Origin of the sequence: Hyunsoonleella sp. 2307UL5-6 (genome assembly GCF_047345485.1) — a bacterium.
GTDB lineage: Bacteria > Bacteroidota > Bacteroidia > Flavobacteriales > Flavobacteriaceae > Jejuia.
On sequence record NZ_JBLFEN010000004.1, the window covers coordinates 71,230 to 86,090 of the forward strand.

The 14,861-nt window shown below is 32.8% G+C and carries 12 protein-coding genes; 4 read left to right on the forward strand and 8 right to left on the reverse strand.

What is annotated here, in order from left to right; translation table 11 throughout:
- Positions 1-17: 17 nt before the first annotated feature.
- Together ACKGJY_RS08400 and ACKGJY_RS08405 are read left to right on the forward strand one after the other, a co-directional pair.
- Positions 18-1,529: a hypothetical protein gene (locus ACKGJY_RS08400; protein WP_413973436.1), complete on the forward strand. Its 1,512-nt coding sequence runs from the start codon at positions 18-20 to the stop codon at positions 1,527-1,529.
- Between the two features lie 189 nt (positions 1,530-1,718).
- Positions 1,719-2,405 carry a peptidoglycan DD-metalloendopeptidase family protein gene (locus ACKGJY_RS08405; RefSeq protein WP_413973437.1) on the forward strand — a complete coding sequence of 229 codons (687 nt, stop codon included), beginning with the start codon at positions 1,719-1,721 and terminating at the stop codon, positions 2,403-2,405.
- Here ACKGJY_RS08405 and ACKGJY_RS08410 read toward each other — a convergent pair.
- From ACKGJY_RS08410 to ACKGJY_RS08435, 6 genes are all read right to left on the reverse strand, one after another.
- The gene (locus tag ACKGJY_RS08410) at positions 2,402-2,815 is read right to left on the reverse strand and encodes a cupin domain-containing protein (protein WP_413973750.1); all 414 of its coding nucleotides are present in this window, start codon (positions 2,813-2,815) and stop codon (positions 2,402-2,404) included. The two genes, ACKGJY_RS08405 and ACKGJY_RS08410, sit on opposite strands and share 4 nt — an antisense overlap.
- A gap of 109 nt (positions 2,816-2,924) precedes the next feature.
- Positions 2,925-3,845: a sterol desaturase family protein gene (locus ACKGJY_RS08415; protein ID WP_413973438.1), complete on the reverse strand. Its 921-nt coding sequence runs from the start codon at positions 3,843-3,845 to the stop codon at positions 2,925-2,927.
- A gap of 321 nt (positions 3,846-4,166) precedes the next feature.
- Positions 4,167-7,523, reverse strand: coding sequence for a preprotein translocase subunit SecA (secA, locus tag ACKGJY_RS08420; RefSeq protein WP_413973439.1), 3,357 nt, complete (start codon positions 7,521-7,523; stop codon positions 4,167-4,169).
- A 334-nt stretch (positions 7,524-7,857) separates the two neighbouring features.
- Complete coding sequence (locus tag ACKGJY_RS08425; RefSeq protein ID WP_019387375.1) at positions 7,858-8,079, reverse strand: DUF2795 domain-containing protein; 222 nt, start codon at positions 8,077-8,079, stop codon at positions 7,858-7,860.
- A 193-nt stretch (positions 8,080-8,272) separates the two neighbouring features.
- A complete protein-coding gene (locus ACKGJY_RS08430; protein ID WP_413973440.1) occupies positions 8,273-8,845 on the reverse strand; it encodes a cob(I)yrinic acid a,c-diamide adenosyltransferase in 573 nt (190 codons plus the stop codon).
- Positions 8,846-8,940: 95 nt separating this feature from the next.
- Positions 8,941-9,093, reverse strand: coding sequence for a hypothetical protein (locus ACKGJY_RS08435; protein WP_413973441.1), 153 nt, complete (start codon positions 9,091-9,093; stop codon positions 8,941-8,943).
- A gap of 201 nt (positions 9,094-9,294) precedes the next feature.
- Here ACKGJY_RS08435 and ACKGJY_RS08440 point away from each other — a divergent pair, with 201 nt between their 5' ends.
- On the forward strand, positions 9,295-11,271 hold the full coding sequence (locus ACKGJY_RS08440) for a DUF5723 family protein (protein ID WP_413973442.1): 1,977 nt from the start codon (positions 9,295-9,297) through the stop codon (positions 11,269-11,271).
- Positions 11,272-11,289: 18 nt separating this feature from the next.
- On the opposite strand, the gene ACKGJY_RS08445 is transcribed toward ACKGJY_RS08440, so the two are convergent.
- On the reverse strand, positions 11,290-12,063 hold the full coding sequence (locus ACKGJY_RS08445) for an O-methyltransferase (RefSeq protein WP_413973443.1): 774 nt from the start codon (positions 12,061-12,063) through the stop codon (positions 11,290-11,292).
- 10 nt (positions 12,064-12,073) lie between these two features.
- The gene (locus tag ACKGJY_RS08450) at positions 12,074-13,942 is read right to left on the reverse strand and encodes an ABC-F family ATP-binding cassette domain-containing protein (RefSeq protein ID WP_413973444.1); all 1,869 of its coding nucleotides are present in this window, start codon (positions 13,940-13,942) and stop codon (positions 12,074-12,076) included.
- 104 nt (positions 13,943-14,046) lie between these two features.
- On the opposite strand from ACKGJY_RS08450, the gene ACKGJY_RS08455 reads away from it, so the two are divergent.
- Entirely contained in the window at positions 14,047-14,853 is an 807-nt protein-coding gene (locus ACKGJY_RS08455; protein WP_413973445.1) for a polysaccharide biosynthesis/export family protein, read from the forward strand.
- Positions 14,854-14,861 lie beyond the last annotated feature (8 nt).

Consider the following 14,861-nt stretch of genomic DNA (forward strand, 5'->3'; position numbering starts at 1 on the left):
AAAATCAAAAAATGAATATGAAATTTATAAAAATAAAAATAGTATTACTCACTTGTTTAACTATGGCAACATTGGGAGCGCAAGAAAAAGTAACCAAAGTATCGCAAAGTTTTAAAGTAGATAAAGATGTTGTTATCGATTTAAATACAAGCCAATGCAATATCGTTTTCGATACTTGGAATAAAAATGAAGTAAGTATAGAATCGTATGTAGAAAGCGATGTGCTTACTAAAAAAGAGCTAGAAGAAGTTGCTAAAACTTGGCGTATAGATATTGATGGTTCTACAAAATTAGTATCTATAAATACATCAGGTGGACATGCATCCCATTCCTACAGTTTTAATGCTCATGGGGATTATTCTGACGAGGTACAACGCGCATTACAAAACTTGAAGTTTGAACTAGCCGATTTACCAGATTTGAATTTTGATTTTGGTAATGTTCATATTATGGAGCTTCCTGAGATGCCAGAAATACCAGAGGTGCCAGAACTTCCTGAATTGCCAGAGTTGCCAGAAGGTGCTGGAACCATTGCTTTTGATTATGAAGCCTATAAAAAAGATGGTGATACATATTTAGAAAAGTGGTCTGAGAAATTTGAGTCTAAATATGGAGAAGACTACGCCAAAAAAATGGAAGCATGGGGAGAGAAGTTTGGTGAAGCCTGGAGCGAACGTTTTGGAAAGGATATGGAAGCTTGGGGAGAAAAATTTGGAGAAGCATGGGGCGAAAAGTTTGGAGAAAAAATGGAAGCTTGGGGCGAACGCTTTGCAGCACAAATGGAACGAAAAGTAGAACAACGAGAAAAGCAAGAGGAATTAAGAGTTAAAATGATTGAAAAGCGAGCAGCATTACGAGAAAAACAGGCTGGGTTAAGAACTAAAATGGCAGAAAAGCGTGCAAAATTAGCAGAACAGCGTACTAAACAAAATAATAAGCATTCGCACTTAAAGAAAACTATAATTATTAAAATGCCTAAGAAAGGAAAGGTGAAAGCAGATGTACGCCATGGAGAACTTGAGTTTGCATCAATTTTAGATGATGTGCAGGCAGATTTATCGCATACCATATTTAAAGCAGAGGGCATTAATGGAAGCAGTACTTCCATTAATGCAGCTTATGCACCGGTATATATAAATAATTGGAATTTGGGTGAGCTTAACTTAAACCATGTAAAACAGGCAGAATTAACAACAGTAAAACATGTGATTTTAAATTGTACATCGTCTAATGTTACAATAGGTGATGTGATGCGTAGTGCTATTATAGATAGTAATATCGGTGATGTAAAAATTTTAAACGTTGCAGATACCTTCACTAACTTAAATTTTATTCTACAAAACAATAAGGCTTATGTTTTAATGCCAGATGTAGATTATAATATGAATTACAGAGGTACAAATTCTTATTTAGAACATCCCAATAATACAAGTGATGGTAAAGATGTTAACTCTTTTTCTATGAGTAACAGTGAGAGTAATAAAACTGTTACTGTTAATGCAAAATACAGTAAAGTTATTATGGAGTAAACGATACCTGTTTAACTCTAAACATGTTATATAATTCGTTTCTTTTTCTTCTATATCTCATTTAAAATAAAACCGTAGCTAAGGCTATGCTTAGAATTTTAAATTTCACATAAATAAATAATTTAAATTAGCTGTACGACAGTTTAAAATTAAATTTGTATTCTTAGCTTTGAAGAAATGTAAGTTTTAATGACCTCAAGTAAATTTTTAGATGTTTTAAAAAATATCAGTCCTAAACCTCTTCGCGTTATAGATGCTTCTATTCCTATAGCAAAATATACTTCTTTAAACCTATCAAAAAATAATCCAGATGTACAAGATATAAATGTGTCTTCATCTTGTGAGTTTTCAAAATACATCTCTTCTTATTTAAAAAAACATAACGCTTTAGTAGCTTTTGGTGGTTATAATGAAGTAAGAACTATCTATGACAGGAGTACTTATTTTGATGTTGATAATCAAAATAAACGTAACATTCATTTAGGTATGGATTTTTGGTGTGCTACTGAAACTCCTATTTTAGCACCTTTAGACGGTACAGTACATAGCTTTAAAAATAACAGGAATTATGGTGATTATGGGCCAACTCTAATTTTAGAGCATCATAGTTTCGAAGTTAATTTTTTCACACTCTATGGGCATTTAAGTTTAGCGTCTATTGAGGATTTAAACGTTGGAGATACCGTTACACAAGGTGAACAAATTGCAACTTTAGGTGATACTTCAATAAATGGTGATTATCCACCGCATTTACATTTTCAAATTATAAAAGATATACAAGATTATTTTGGAGATTATCCTGGAGTGAGCGCTAAAAGCGATTTACCTTTTTATTTGGAGAATTGCCCAAACCCAGAAGTTTTATTATGGGGTTAGATGGCGCGCGTAAGTTTTGTGATTATTTTTGAATGTTGTGGAAATAAGGATAGTAGCTTTTCTTGTTCTGGCATTTCAAAATCTCTAAAATCAAACCCAGGAGAAACGGTACAACCTAAAAGCGCATAACTATTTTTTGATGAAACTTCTGCTGCAAACCAATGTGTTGCTGGAACTACAAATTGCAAAACTTCGTTATCTCTAATTGTATTTCCAATCTTAATTTTTGAATAGTCGCCCTCTGGAGAAATTACGTGTAATGTAAGTGTGGTACCTTTATAAAAATGCCACATCTCGTCTTGGTTTATCCGATGAAATGCTGAAAACGTATCTGAGGGTAATAAAAAATAGATACCTGTACAATAATTTCTATCACCGCTAAACTCAGCACTTAAATTTGCTTTAGAAATTACACCATTGCTTCTATACGTTTCTTTAAAATAACCGCCTTCGGGATGAGGTTTAACTGTAAATGTTCAATAATTTTTTTTACCTCCTTCATAATTGCGACTATTTCTTTTAGTTCTGTTTAGCAATTTCTTTACGCATTTGTTTGATAGTTAGTGTACTACCGTCGTGGCTCCAACCAGGTGGTCCAAAAGCATACATAAATTTATGATACGGGTTTGAGCTTTTCTTCATGTCTCTCCAGATATCTTTGTATTCATGTGTTAAGATAACCAAAGGATTGTATGAATTTGGTGGACTAGTAACACCGTAAGCAATATCAATATCTTCATCTAACGCCTTCCAAGTGCCAAATACTTTGTCAAAAATATTTAAAAACCCACCATGGTTTTTGTCCATGTATTCTAGGTTTTTAGCGTGGTGAACTTGGTGCATGGTATGCGTATTAAATATCTTTTCAATAATTCCAAGTTTAGGCACGTAGGTCGTGTGTAGCTGAAATTGCCATAATGCTTCTATGCCCAAACATACAATTACCATTTCTGGAGGGAAACCTACAGCTGGCAACCACATATAAAATAACGGCTTGTATAAAATTGTAAACCAGCCATTTCTAACGGCTGTACCTAGATTAAAATTATCGGAAGAATGGTGTACAATATGTGCTGCCCACAAAAAACGAATCATATGGTTTTGCCTGTGAAACCAGTAATATGTAAAATCATCTAAAAACTGGCATGCCAACCAAACGGGCCAAGAATAACCAAAAGATTGCCAACCCATAATGTTAGTTCTTACGCCATCCACCATAGGGTTAAACAATTCATATAAATAATTAAAAATAATAATTGCAGAAATTGTTTTAATAAGTGGTGCTAAAACTACAGAGCCTAAACCCATTGTAATACTAGAAGCTAAATCTTTCCAGTTGTATAAAGTATCGTGGTCATGCGTTTTACTATAAGTAAGTTCAACTAATATTAAACCTAAAAAACAAGGTATGCCATATACTAATGGGTTAGTAAAATCCATGTGTTAATTTTATTTAAAGCGAATAAGATATTTTTTGATGTTGCCGAAGATATGGATTCTATTGCGGAATTCTACTGTTATTTGTATATAGTGTGCATAACTAATTTAATGATGCCGTAATTAAGAGCTACTTAAGTATTTGATTTAAATCACATAATACCTAGACGTAGTAATTTAATTTTAAGAACTTTTTTGAAGATGAAGTTAGTTCGATTAATTACAGTATAAAATTTGATTTTTTTATAAAAAAAATCCCAATAACTAATTTTAGTTATTGGGATTTTAAATTATAAATAAGACTACTTTTTGAATAAAAAGTATTTAATCTTCAATTAAAACCCATTCACCTTTTGCAAGTAAAGGTTCTGCTTGTTTGTATTTTAAAGTTTTGTTTTCGCCATTCATAACGTGTTTTATAGTTACACGGTCGTTACGTCCAATTTTTGGTTTATCACGTACAATGGTTTCTATAACTTGTTGTTGCTGGCGCTGTGTGTTACCAGCGGCTCTGTTTTGTGCAGAACGTTCATCTAAATTAGGAATTTCTTCTTTAGAAGTCTCTACTTTTTCACGTTTTCTAGCTCTCGCTTCTTGTATTGTGTCTTGTGTTTCTTGCGGTAATTCACCTTTAAATAAGAAAGAGATAACATCTTTATTCACCTCGTCAATCATAGCTTTAAACAATTCAAACGCTTCAAACTTATAAATTAATAAAGGATCTTTTTGCTCATGTACTGCTAATTGTACAGATTGTTTTAGCTCATCCATTTTACGTAGATGTGTTTTCCAAGCATCATCAATAATGGCAAGCGTAATATTCTTTTCAAAGTCGGTAATTAACTGTTTACCATCGGTTTCATATGCTTTTTCTAAATCTGTTACTACATTTAAACTCTTTGTGCCATCAGTAAATGGTACTACAATACGCTTAAATTTATCACGCTGATTTTCGTATACATTTTTAATTACAGGAAATGCTAATTCAGCATTACGCTCCATTTTTTCTCTGTAGTGCTCAAAAGCAAGTTTGTATATTTTCGAAGTTATATCTTGTGCTGATAATTTTTCGAATTCTTCTTGAGATATAGGCGCACTCATGGAGAAGTAACGAATCAATTCAAATTCAAAATTCTTATAGTCGTTAGCACCTTTATTGGTTTCTGCAATACCCTCAGAAGTATCAAAAATCATGTTTGCTAAATCTACACGAAGACGCTCACCGTTTAGGGCATTATAACGACGTTTGTACACCACTTCACGTTGTGCATTCATAACGTCATCATATTCTAATAAGCGTTTACGAACTCCAAATTGATTTTCTTCAACCTTTTTCTGTGCGCGTTCAATGGATTTTGAAATCATAGAATGTTGAATGACTTCACCTTCTTTTAATCCCATTTTATCCATCATTTTCGCGATACGTTCACTACCAAATAAACGCATTAAATTGTCCTCTAAAGATACATAGAATTGAGAACTACCAACATCTCCTTGACGTCCTGCACGACCACGTAACTGTCTATCTACACGACGCGAATCATGACGTTCTGTACCCACAATGGCTAAACCACCTGCAGCTTTTACCTCGTCAGATAATTTAATATCGGTACCACGACCCGCCATATTTGTTGCTATAGTTACCTGCCCGCTTCTACCAGCTTCATCAACTATTTCTGCTTCTTTTTTGTGCTGTTTTGCATTTAATACATTGTGCGGTATTTTACGAATGCTTAACATTTTACCAAGTAACTCAGAAATTTCAACTGATGTTGTACCAATCAATACTGGACGACCAGCTTGCGATAATTTAGTAACCTCATCTATAACTGCATTATATTTTTCACGTTTGGTTTTATATACTAAATCTTCTCTATCATCACGGGCTATTGGGCGGTTTGTTGGTATTTCAACAACATCTAATTTATAGATCTCCCAAAATTCTCCAGCTTCTGTAACCGCTGTACCCGTCATACCAGATAGTTTGCGGTACATTCTAAAATAATTTTGTAATGTAACAGTAGCAAAGGTTTGTGTAGCATCTTCTATCTTTACATTTTCCTTAGCTTCAATGGCCTGGTGTAACCCGTCAGAATAACGACGCCCATCCATAATACGCCCCGTTTGTTCATCAACAATCATTACTTTATTATCCATAACCACGTATTGCGTGTCTTTTTCAAATAAAGCGTAAGCTTTTAATAACTGGTTTAGTGTATGTATACGTTCAGACTTTACACCAAATTCTTTAAATAACTCTTCTTTAAGTTCAGCCTCTTTTTCTTTTTCAAGATTTTGCTCTTCAATTTTAGCAACTTCAATACCTATTTCTGGCATTACAAAGAAATCAGGATTATCCTTACCAGAAATGTACTCAACACCTTTATCAGTTAATTCAATCTGGTTATTTTTTTCTTCAATTACATAGTATAAATCCGCATCTACCTTTGGCATTTCGCGGTTGTTATCTTGCATATAGAAATTCTCAGTTTTTTGAAGTAGCTGTTTTACACCTTCTTCAGATAAAAACTTAATTAATGCTTTATTTTTAGGAATACCGCGATATACACGTAGTAATTGAATGCCACCTTCTTTATCATCACCAGCCTTAATTAATTTTTTAGCTTCTGCTAAAACACCAGTTAAATACTTGCGTTGTACAGAAACTATATCATCAACTTTTGGCTTTAACTCATTAAATTCATGACGGTCTCCTTTTGGTATTGGTCCAGAAATAATTAAAGGTGTACGGGCATCATCCACTAATACAGAATCTACTTCATCTACAATTGCATAGTGATGCGGTCGTTGCACTAAATCTTCAGGAGAGTGCGACATGTTATCACGTAAATAATCAAAACCAAATTCGTTATTTGTACCGTAAGTAATGTCTGCATTATAAGCTTTTCTTCGGGCTGCAGAGTTTGGTTGGTGGTAATCTACACAATCCACACTCATACCATGAAACTCAAAAATAGGAGCCATCCACGCGCTATCACGTTTTGCTAAATAATCATTAACAGTAACCAAGTGTACACCTTGTTCTGCAAGTGCATTTAAGTATACAGGTAATGTAGCTACAAGTGTTTTACCTTCACCAGTTTGCATTTCGGCAATTTTACCTTGGTGTAAAGCAATACCACCAATAAGCTGCACATCATAGTGTATCATATCCCAAGTAATGGGTTTTCCTGCAGCATCCCAAGAATTTGCCCAAGTAGCATGTTCGCCATCTAGGGTAACGTATGTTTTTTCACCAGATAGTGTTCTATCAAACTCATTAGCGGTAACCTTAATTTCGGTATTATGTACAAAACGTTTTGCGGTTTCTTTTACTACGGCAAAAGCTTCGGGTAAAATGTTATTTAAAATATCTTCGGTAACTGTATAAGCCTCATCTTTAAGTTTGTCTATTTGCTCATAAATATCTTCACGAACATCAATGTCTTCAGTATTTTCAGCCTCTTCTAGTAAGTTGGCCATTTGTGTGTCAATAGCTTTTCTAGCTTCAGCAATTTTTGCTTTAAATTCAACAGTTTTACCTCTTAATTCATCATGCGATAATCTTTCAAGAGCACTTTCAAACGTTTTAATCTCATCAACTAAAGGCGATATTGCCTTTACATCTTGTTTCGATTTGTCTCCAACAAATACTTTTAAGACCGAATCTAAAAATCCCATACTATAATATTTTTATATTTTAACTAGGAAAATCCTAGGTTTTGTCATTTATCTACACGCTATTATACCATTTCTAATTTAAAATTACCATAATAAAACGTTCTTTTTTCCTTTCTATTTCAGAATAAAATGTAACCGTAACTTAGGCTATGGTTAAATTTCTTTTTTCATATAAAGAAAAAAATTATCATTTTGTTTTATCATAAATTTCAAATAAGAACTGATTTTAAAAGCGACTTTCAAAGATACATTTTGTTCAACTTTTTTCTACTGCATAGGACAAAAAAAAAGCCTCAAATCGAGACTTTTTAATCTATGCTGCTATGCTTTATATTTAATATTCATCTTCATTCCAGAGGTAATCCTCGTCGGTTGGATAGTCAGACCAGATTTCCTCAATCGAATCGTACGAGTCTCCCTCGTCTTCAATAGACTGTAAGTTTTCTACAACTTCCAAAGGTGCTCCCGTTCTAATAGCGTAATCTATCAATTCGTCCTTTGTCGCTGGCCATGGTGCATCACTTAAATATGATGCTAATTCTAAAGTCCAATACATTTCTTAATGTTTAATTTTCTGCAAAAATAATTTTTTAGTTTAAACACGCAAGAAAAAAGTGAAATATTTAATCAATAATTAAAAGAACATATCTCTTTGTACTCAAAACACTCGAAATTATTTCCGCTTTGTTAATAATAACGTAACATAACAGCTTTTTTTAAATAAGCTGTAAATTTAGATTCTAATAAGATTAATACTTCTCAGGAATCCATTTAATTTCATTTGCTTGTAAATCAGAAGACAATTTTCGTGCCAACACAAAAAGGTAGTCAGAAAGGCGGTTTAGGTACCTTAACGCATTAGCCTCAAAAGGTTCTAAATCGTTTAAAGCTGAGGCTAAACGTTCTGCACGCCTGCAAACACAACGTGCAATATGACAGAATGACACCGTTTGATGCCCGCCAGGGAGTACAAAATGAGTCATTGGTGGTAAAGCTGCATTCATCTCGTCCATTTCTTGTTCTAATAGTTCAATATCGGTAGCTTTTATTTTTTCGATATTTAAACGCTCTTTTCCATTTTTTAAAATAGCTTTTTCAGGATCGGTTGCTAAAATAGCACCAACTGTAAAGAGTTTATCTTGTACAACCATTAATAATTCTTTGTAATGTTGGTTGATGTCTTGGTCTCTAATTAACCCCAAATGCGAGTTTAACTCGTCAACGGTTCCATAACTATCAATTCTAATGTGGTGCTTAGGTACACGCGTACCACCAAATAGTGCGGTAGTACCTTTATCGCCTGTTTTTGTGTAAATTTTCATTTTTTTCTTAGCAAAGGCGAATCAACGCCATGTTTTAATCAAATTTAAGAGAAATCTAGGGAAAGCACTAATTCAAAGGATAATTTTTGAGATATTTAGACATCAGTTTTGTGTATGTCATTATCTTTCTTCATACAACTACGTTTAAACATGGTATCTCTATGTTTCTTTTCTCGCCGTTTACTTAAAGTGTTAGAAACCAATCTTATCAAAACAAAAATGATAGATAGTATAAGTATTGTTCTCATTTAAATACATTTTTTTCTTCTTATTAAAGTCGCCCTTAAACGTTTTACGTTGTTTTATGGGTTTAGCCAAAAAAAAGTGATATTAGTTAAAACTGATAATAATCTGTAGTAACATAATTGTAATTTTATTTAAAGTTAAGAATTTAAAGCGTCTTTAATAGAAAAAAAATTACATTTGTTACTCTCTTAATTATTGCCTTTATGAGGAAATTTTATGTGTTAGTTTTCTGTGTTTTAGCGGCTTCTGATTATTTAGAAGCACAATCTTATATGGGTTTTACTTCAGATAATTATAGTGGTGTAAATGCCGTTACCCTAAACCCAGCAAATATTACTGATTCGCCATATAAATTAGATATACATCTAGCAGGTATAAGTGCGTTTGCGAGTAACGACTATTTTGGAGTTAATGTGTTTGATGCGTTAAAAAGTGGCTATAATTTTAGCTCAGCGCCCACACAATCACCATCAAATAATAATAGAGGTGCCGGTAATTTTGATGTTTTAGGGCCGTCATTATTATTTAATCTTAACGCAAATAGTACACTAGCAATTTTTACTAGAGGACGCCTTTTTTTTAATGCTGACGATATTAGTGGTGCAAGTATATCGTCTATAAATAATGATACTACTGGAGATTTTAATATTGATGAAGACAGATTTAATAGTCTTGGAAATGCTTGGACAGAATTTGGACTAGCTTACGCCAGAACTATTTTAAATAATAAGCAAAACAAGTTGAAAGGAGGTATATCGTTAAAATATTTAAAAGGACAGGGAAGTGCATATGCTTTTGGAGAAGATTTTAGTATTACTTATGATGCGGATGGTACAGATTTGGGTGGTGGAGAAACCACAGGGCGTATTGCTTCGTCAGGGACACTAAACTATGGGAGGTTTGAAGAGTTTGATGCCGATAATTACAACTACGAATCACCAAGTAATTCTAGTGGTTACGGAATAGATTTTGGTTTAACTTATGATTGGAACCCTAATGGTTTTTCGGGAAACGGTGTAAACGATTATAAATTGCGAATTGGTTTAAGTGTTACAGATATTGGATTTGTTAATTATAAAGATGGTATTCGCGAAGCTTATGGTATTAATAATGCAGGCGAAAGTGAGGCTGACTTTGATGATGCGGAAAGCCTTGGTGAATTTTTAAATGAGTTTTATGTGTTGGGTGGCTCTGGTATTGGTTATAAAATAGATTTACCATCTGCACTTCATGTAAATTTAGATTGGAATTTAAACTCAAAGTTTTTTATAAATGTTAATACTGATGTATCGTTAATATCTAAAACTAGAATAACAGCAAACCGAATTACAAATACCGTATCGCTAACGCCACGATACCAAAGTAAGTGGTTTAGTTTTTATGTACCATTAAGTGTTGTACAGCGTAATGGATTAAGGTTGGGTGCTGGCCTTCGAGCAGGACCTTTGTATATAGGTTCTGGATCAATAATTTCTGCATTAGCCAGTGATAATAACCAACACGCTGATGTATATGCAGGATTAAAAATACCCATTTACAAAAATACGCCTAAGGATACAGACGAAGATGGTATTATTGATAAAAAAGATAATTGTCCTAAAGAATTTGGACCATTAGAAAACAATGGTTGCCCATGGGGTGATAAAGATGAAGACGGTATTTTAGATCATGAAGATACATGCCCTGATGAAGTAGGCCCTATTGAAAATAAAGGCTGCCCATGGAAAGATACTGATGGTGATGGTATTCTCGATAAAGACGATAATTGTATTGAAGAAGCAGGTACTATACCAAATAATGGTTGCCCCGAAGGAGAAGTTACAGAGGAGATTCAAAAAACGTTAAATGCTTTTGCAAAAACTATTTTGTTTGATTCTGGTACTTCAATGATAAAAACTGAGTCTAATCAGGTTTTAGGTGAAATTATTGCCATTTTAAATGAATATCCAAGTGCTGGATTTACAATAGAAGGGCATACGGATAGTGTTGGTAAAGAAACATCAAATTTTGTGCTTTCTGAAGCTAGAGCTAATGCGGTGAAAGACTTTTTAGTAAGTAATGGTATAGATTCTAATAGATTATTAACTGTTGGATATGGAGAAAGCAAGCCTATTTTTAGTAATAAAACAAGCTACGGAAGATCAAGGAATAGAAGAGTAGAAATTAATTTGATAGATTAGCCTAATGTCTTAAAACATTTAAGTCCTTATTACAAAATGCTCTTTTAATTGTTCTTTTCTAAAGAAAACAATACCCCAATAAAACGTATCAACAGTTACGGTTACTTTAGGGTGTTGCTTAATAACCTCCCAAGCTTCCGTCATACCTTTAGACCAGTAAATATCATCAAAAATAAATACTGAATCGTTATGTGCTTTATCTATTAACATTTCAAAATACATAAGTGTAGCCTCTTTTTGATGATTGCCATCAAAGAAAATCAAATCAAATTTTGGGTGTTTTAGTTTAGGTATAATTTCTAAAAAATCACCTGTAATCACATCTATATTTTTAAGGTGTAATTGCTGAAAATGATGTTTAGCGTATTTTGAAATTTCTGGGCAACCCTCAATAGTTGTAATTATAGCATCAGGATTACTTAAAGCCAACACGTGTGTTGCTACTCCTAACGATGTGCCAAGTTCTAATATTGAGTTTGAAGCAAAGTGCTTATTAATTCGATACAGAAGTCTAGCATTTTTTTTGGAAATAGAAACATGTTTTACAATATCAGAAACTTGTCTTGATTTTGATTTTAGTTTGTGGCTACCAGCACCAAAATCGGTAACAGTAATATTATCATTTGTCTGTTTTAAGCGTATTCTAAAGTCTATACTCTTGTTATAATCATGATACTTTTTTTTATCGTAAAAACAGGTGGTAATTAAGTTGTAAATAAACGGAGAATGAACACCATGTTGGTTAGTAGATTTAAAAATGAATTTTATGTACTGTTTAATCTGATAAAACATTTTAATCTAATTAGCCTTCTAATTTTGCCGATAATTCAAACCAACGCTCCTCTTTACGTTCTATAGTATCAATAATTTTTTGTAAATCGTCAGAAAGTGTATTAATCTCATCTTGTGTTAAATCAGGATTATTAAATTTACTTTCTAATTCTCTTTTGTCAAATGCTAAGCTATTTAGTTTACTTTCAATATTTCTTAGCTCTTTGTCTTCATTAAAACTTAGTTTAGAGGCTTCGTTTTGTTTTTTAGAGTGTTTTTCTTTTTTAGTATCAGTATTTGCTGTGTTTGAAATTATAGGTTGGCTATCTTCATAAACTCTATAATCTGAGTAGTTACCAGGGAAATCTTCAATAACACCTTCACCTTTAAAAACAAATAAATGGTCTATTACTTTATCCATAAAATACCTGTCGTGCGTTACAACTATAACACAACCAGGAAAATCTAAAAGAAAACTCTCTAAAACATTTAGTGTAACAATATCCAAATCGTTTGTAGGTTCATCTAAAATTAAAAAATTGGGATTTTGAATTAAAACAGTACATAAGTACAAGCGTTTACGCTCGCCACCACTCAATTTTTCAACATAATCATATTGCTTTTTTCTGCTGAATAAAAATCGTTCTAGTAGTTGTTGGGCACTAATTTGTCGCCCTTTTTTTAATGGAATATAGTCTCCAAATTCCTTTATAATATCAATAACCTTTTGTTCTGGTTTTATGTTAATACCGTTTTGTGTATAATACCCAAATTTAACAGTGTCACCTTTAATAACCTTACCAGAATCTGGTTGTGCAGTTTGGGTTAAAATATTAAGAAATGTAGTTTTTCCTGTACCATTTTTACCAATGATACCAACGCGCTCGCCTTTTTTGAAAGTATATTCAAATTTATCGAGTATGGTTTTATCTTTAAACGCTTTAGAAACATTATGAAACTCTAAAATTTTGCTTCCTAAACGTTCCATATTTAATTCTAACTGGATTTCATGGTCGTTTCTACGTTGGTGCGCCCTATGTTTAATATCGGCAAAATCATCAATTCTAGATTTAGATTTTGTGGTTCTAGCTTTGGGTTGTCGGCGCATCCAAGTAAGCTCCTTTTTAAAAAGTTGCTTTGCTTTATTGGTTTCTACAGCTTCTCGCTCAATTCTAGCATCTCGTTTTTCTAGGTAGTATGAATAATTTCCTTTGTAACTGTATAGTTCACCTTCATCTAGCTCAATAATTTCATTACACACGCGCTCTAAAAAATAACGATCGTGTGTTACCATAAAAAGAGTGATGTTTTCTTTTGCAAAAAACGCTTCTAACCACTCTATCATTTCTAAATCTAAATGATTAGTTGGTTCGTCTAAAACGAGTAAATCTGGTTTATTAATTAAGGCATTTGCTAATGCCAAACGTTTTTTTTGTCCACCAGAAAGGGTGCTTACTTTTTGACTTAAATCATCAAGTTTTAACTTAAAAAGAATTTGTTTGTAAAGGGTTTCGAAATCCCAAGCTTGGTGAAGATCCATAGCATCAAATGCGGCTTGGTAGTTTTCGGTATCTTCAGGGTTTAAAAGAGCTTTTTCATAATTAGCAATAATTTTTAAAATAGGATTTTCGCTAGCTAAAATAGTGTCTTCAATAGTAAGTGTACTGTCAAACTTTGGGTCTTGAGATAAAAAAGACACTTTAATATCTTTACGGTAAATAATATTTCCAGAGTCTGCAACATCAGTTCCAGATAGTATATTTAATATAGATGTTTTACCTGTTCCATTTTTTGCAATAAATGCTATTTTTTGATCTTTATGGACACTAAATGAAATATTTTCAAAAAGTGTAAGTTCTCCATAAGACTTTGTTATGTTTTCTACAGTTAAATAATTCAATAGATATTGTTTTTAGAAATATTAGATAAAAACCCAAAAAATCCGATTAAAGTTTTGTTATTCACGATGAAAGGTTATATTTGTCATATCTCAAACCCCTTGAAATGAAGCAATTTGTTTGTTTTTATCTACTAATTTTTGGTATCTTATTTAATTCTTGCATCTCAAATAAAGATGTAGTGTATTTGCAGGATAAAGGTACAACTGTTGATGCTACTGCGCAAATACAAAGTATGTCTGCACCTTACAGAGTGCAAGTAAATGATATACTTAGTATTAGTATAAAATCTACCGATAAAGAACTTAAGGAGCTGGTAGAGATTTTTCAACCAACTGAGCAGTCTAGCGGTCTTATAAATGCTGAGAGTTTATATTTTAGTGGTTTTACGGTAGACTTACACGGAAATATTGAGTTTCCGATACTTGATAAAATAAATGTATTAGGTTTTACTACAGATGAAATTGAAGAAAAAGTAAAACAAGCACTTTTAGACAAATATTTAAAAGATGTATCAAAAATATTTATAACTGTGAAATTGTCTGGCTTAAGATATACTGTTACAGGTGAAGTATCTGGTGGCGGTGTGCTAACCCTGTTTCAAGATCGTGTAAATATTATTGAAGCACTAGCAAATGCTGGTGATATAAAAGATACTGGAGATAGAACTGATGTTTTGGTAATTAGACAATACCCAGACGGCCAAAAAATACACCATATAGATTTAACAGACAAGGTTGCTATGACCTCACCTTACTATTTCATACAACCCAATGATATGATTTTAGTTAAGCCGCTTAAAAGAAAAGCACTTGGTGCAGGACAAACCGCTTCGCAAACCATAACTACTTTAGCTAGTATTTTTTCTGTATTAGTATCAACATACCTGTTAACACGCCCCAATAACAACTAAAATTTTTT

Excerpts from the sequence above, each read along its gene's own strand:
- ACKGJY_RS08430 (WP_413973440.1), bottom strand. The coding sequence starts at position 8,845 with ATGAAAATTTACACAAAAACAGGCGATAAAGGTACTACCGCACTATTT.
- secA (WP_413973439.1), bottom strand. The coding sequence starts at position 7,523 with ATGGGATTTTTAGATTCGGTCTTAAAAGTATTTGTTGGAGACAAATCG.
- ACKGJY_RS08405 (WP_413973437.1), top strand. The coding sequence starts at position 1,719 with ATGACCTCAAGTAAATTTTTAGATGTTTTAAAAAATATCAGTCCTAAA.
- ACKGJY_RS08455 (WP_413973445.1), top strand. The coding sequence starts at position 14,047 with ATGAAGCAATTTGTTTGTTTTTATCTACTAATTTTTGGTATCTTATTT.
- ACKGJY_RS08400 (WP_413973436.1), top strand. The coding sequence starts at position 18 with ATGAAATTTATAAAAATAAAAATAGTATTACTCACTTGTTTAACTATG.
- ACKGJY_RS08445 (WP_413973443.1), bottom strand. The coding sequence starts at position 12,063 with ATGTTTTATCAGATTAAACAGTACATAAAATTCATTTTTAAATCTACT.
- ACKGJY_RS08440 (WP_413973442.1), top strand. The coding sequence starts at position 9,295 with ATGAGGAAATTTTATGTGTTAGTTTTCTGTGTTTTAGCGGCTTCTGAT.
- ACKGJY_RS08425 (WP_019387375.1), bottom strand. The coding sequence starts at position 8,079 with ATGTATTGGACTTTAGAATTAGCATCATATTTAAGTGATGCACCATGG.
- ACKGJY_RS08415 (WP_413973438.1), bottom strand. The coding sequence starts at position 3,845 with ATGGATTTTACTAACCCATTAGTATATGGCATACCTTGTTTTTTAGGT.
- ACKGJY_RS08435 (WP_413973441.1), bottom strand. The coding sequence starts at position 9,093 with ATGAGAACAATACTTATACTATCTATCATTTTTGTTTTGATAAGATTG.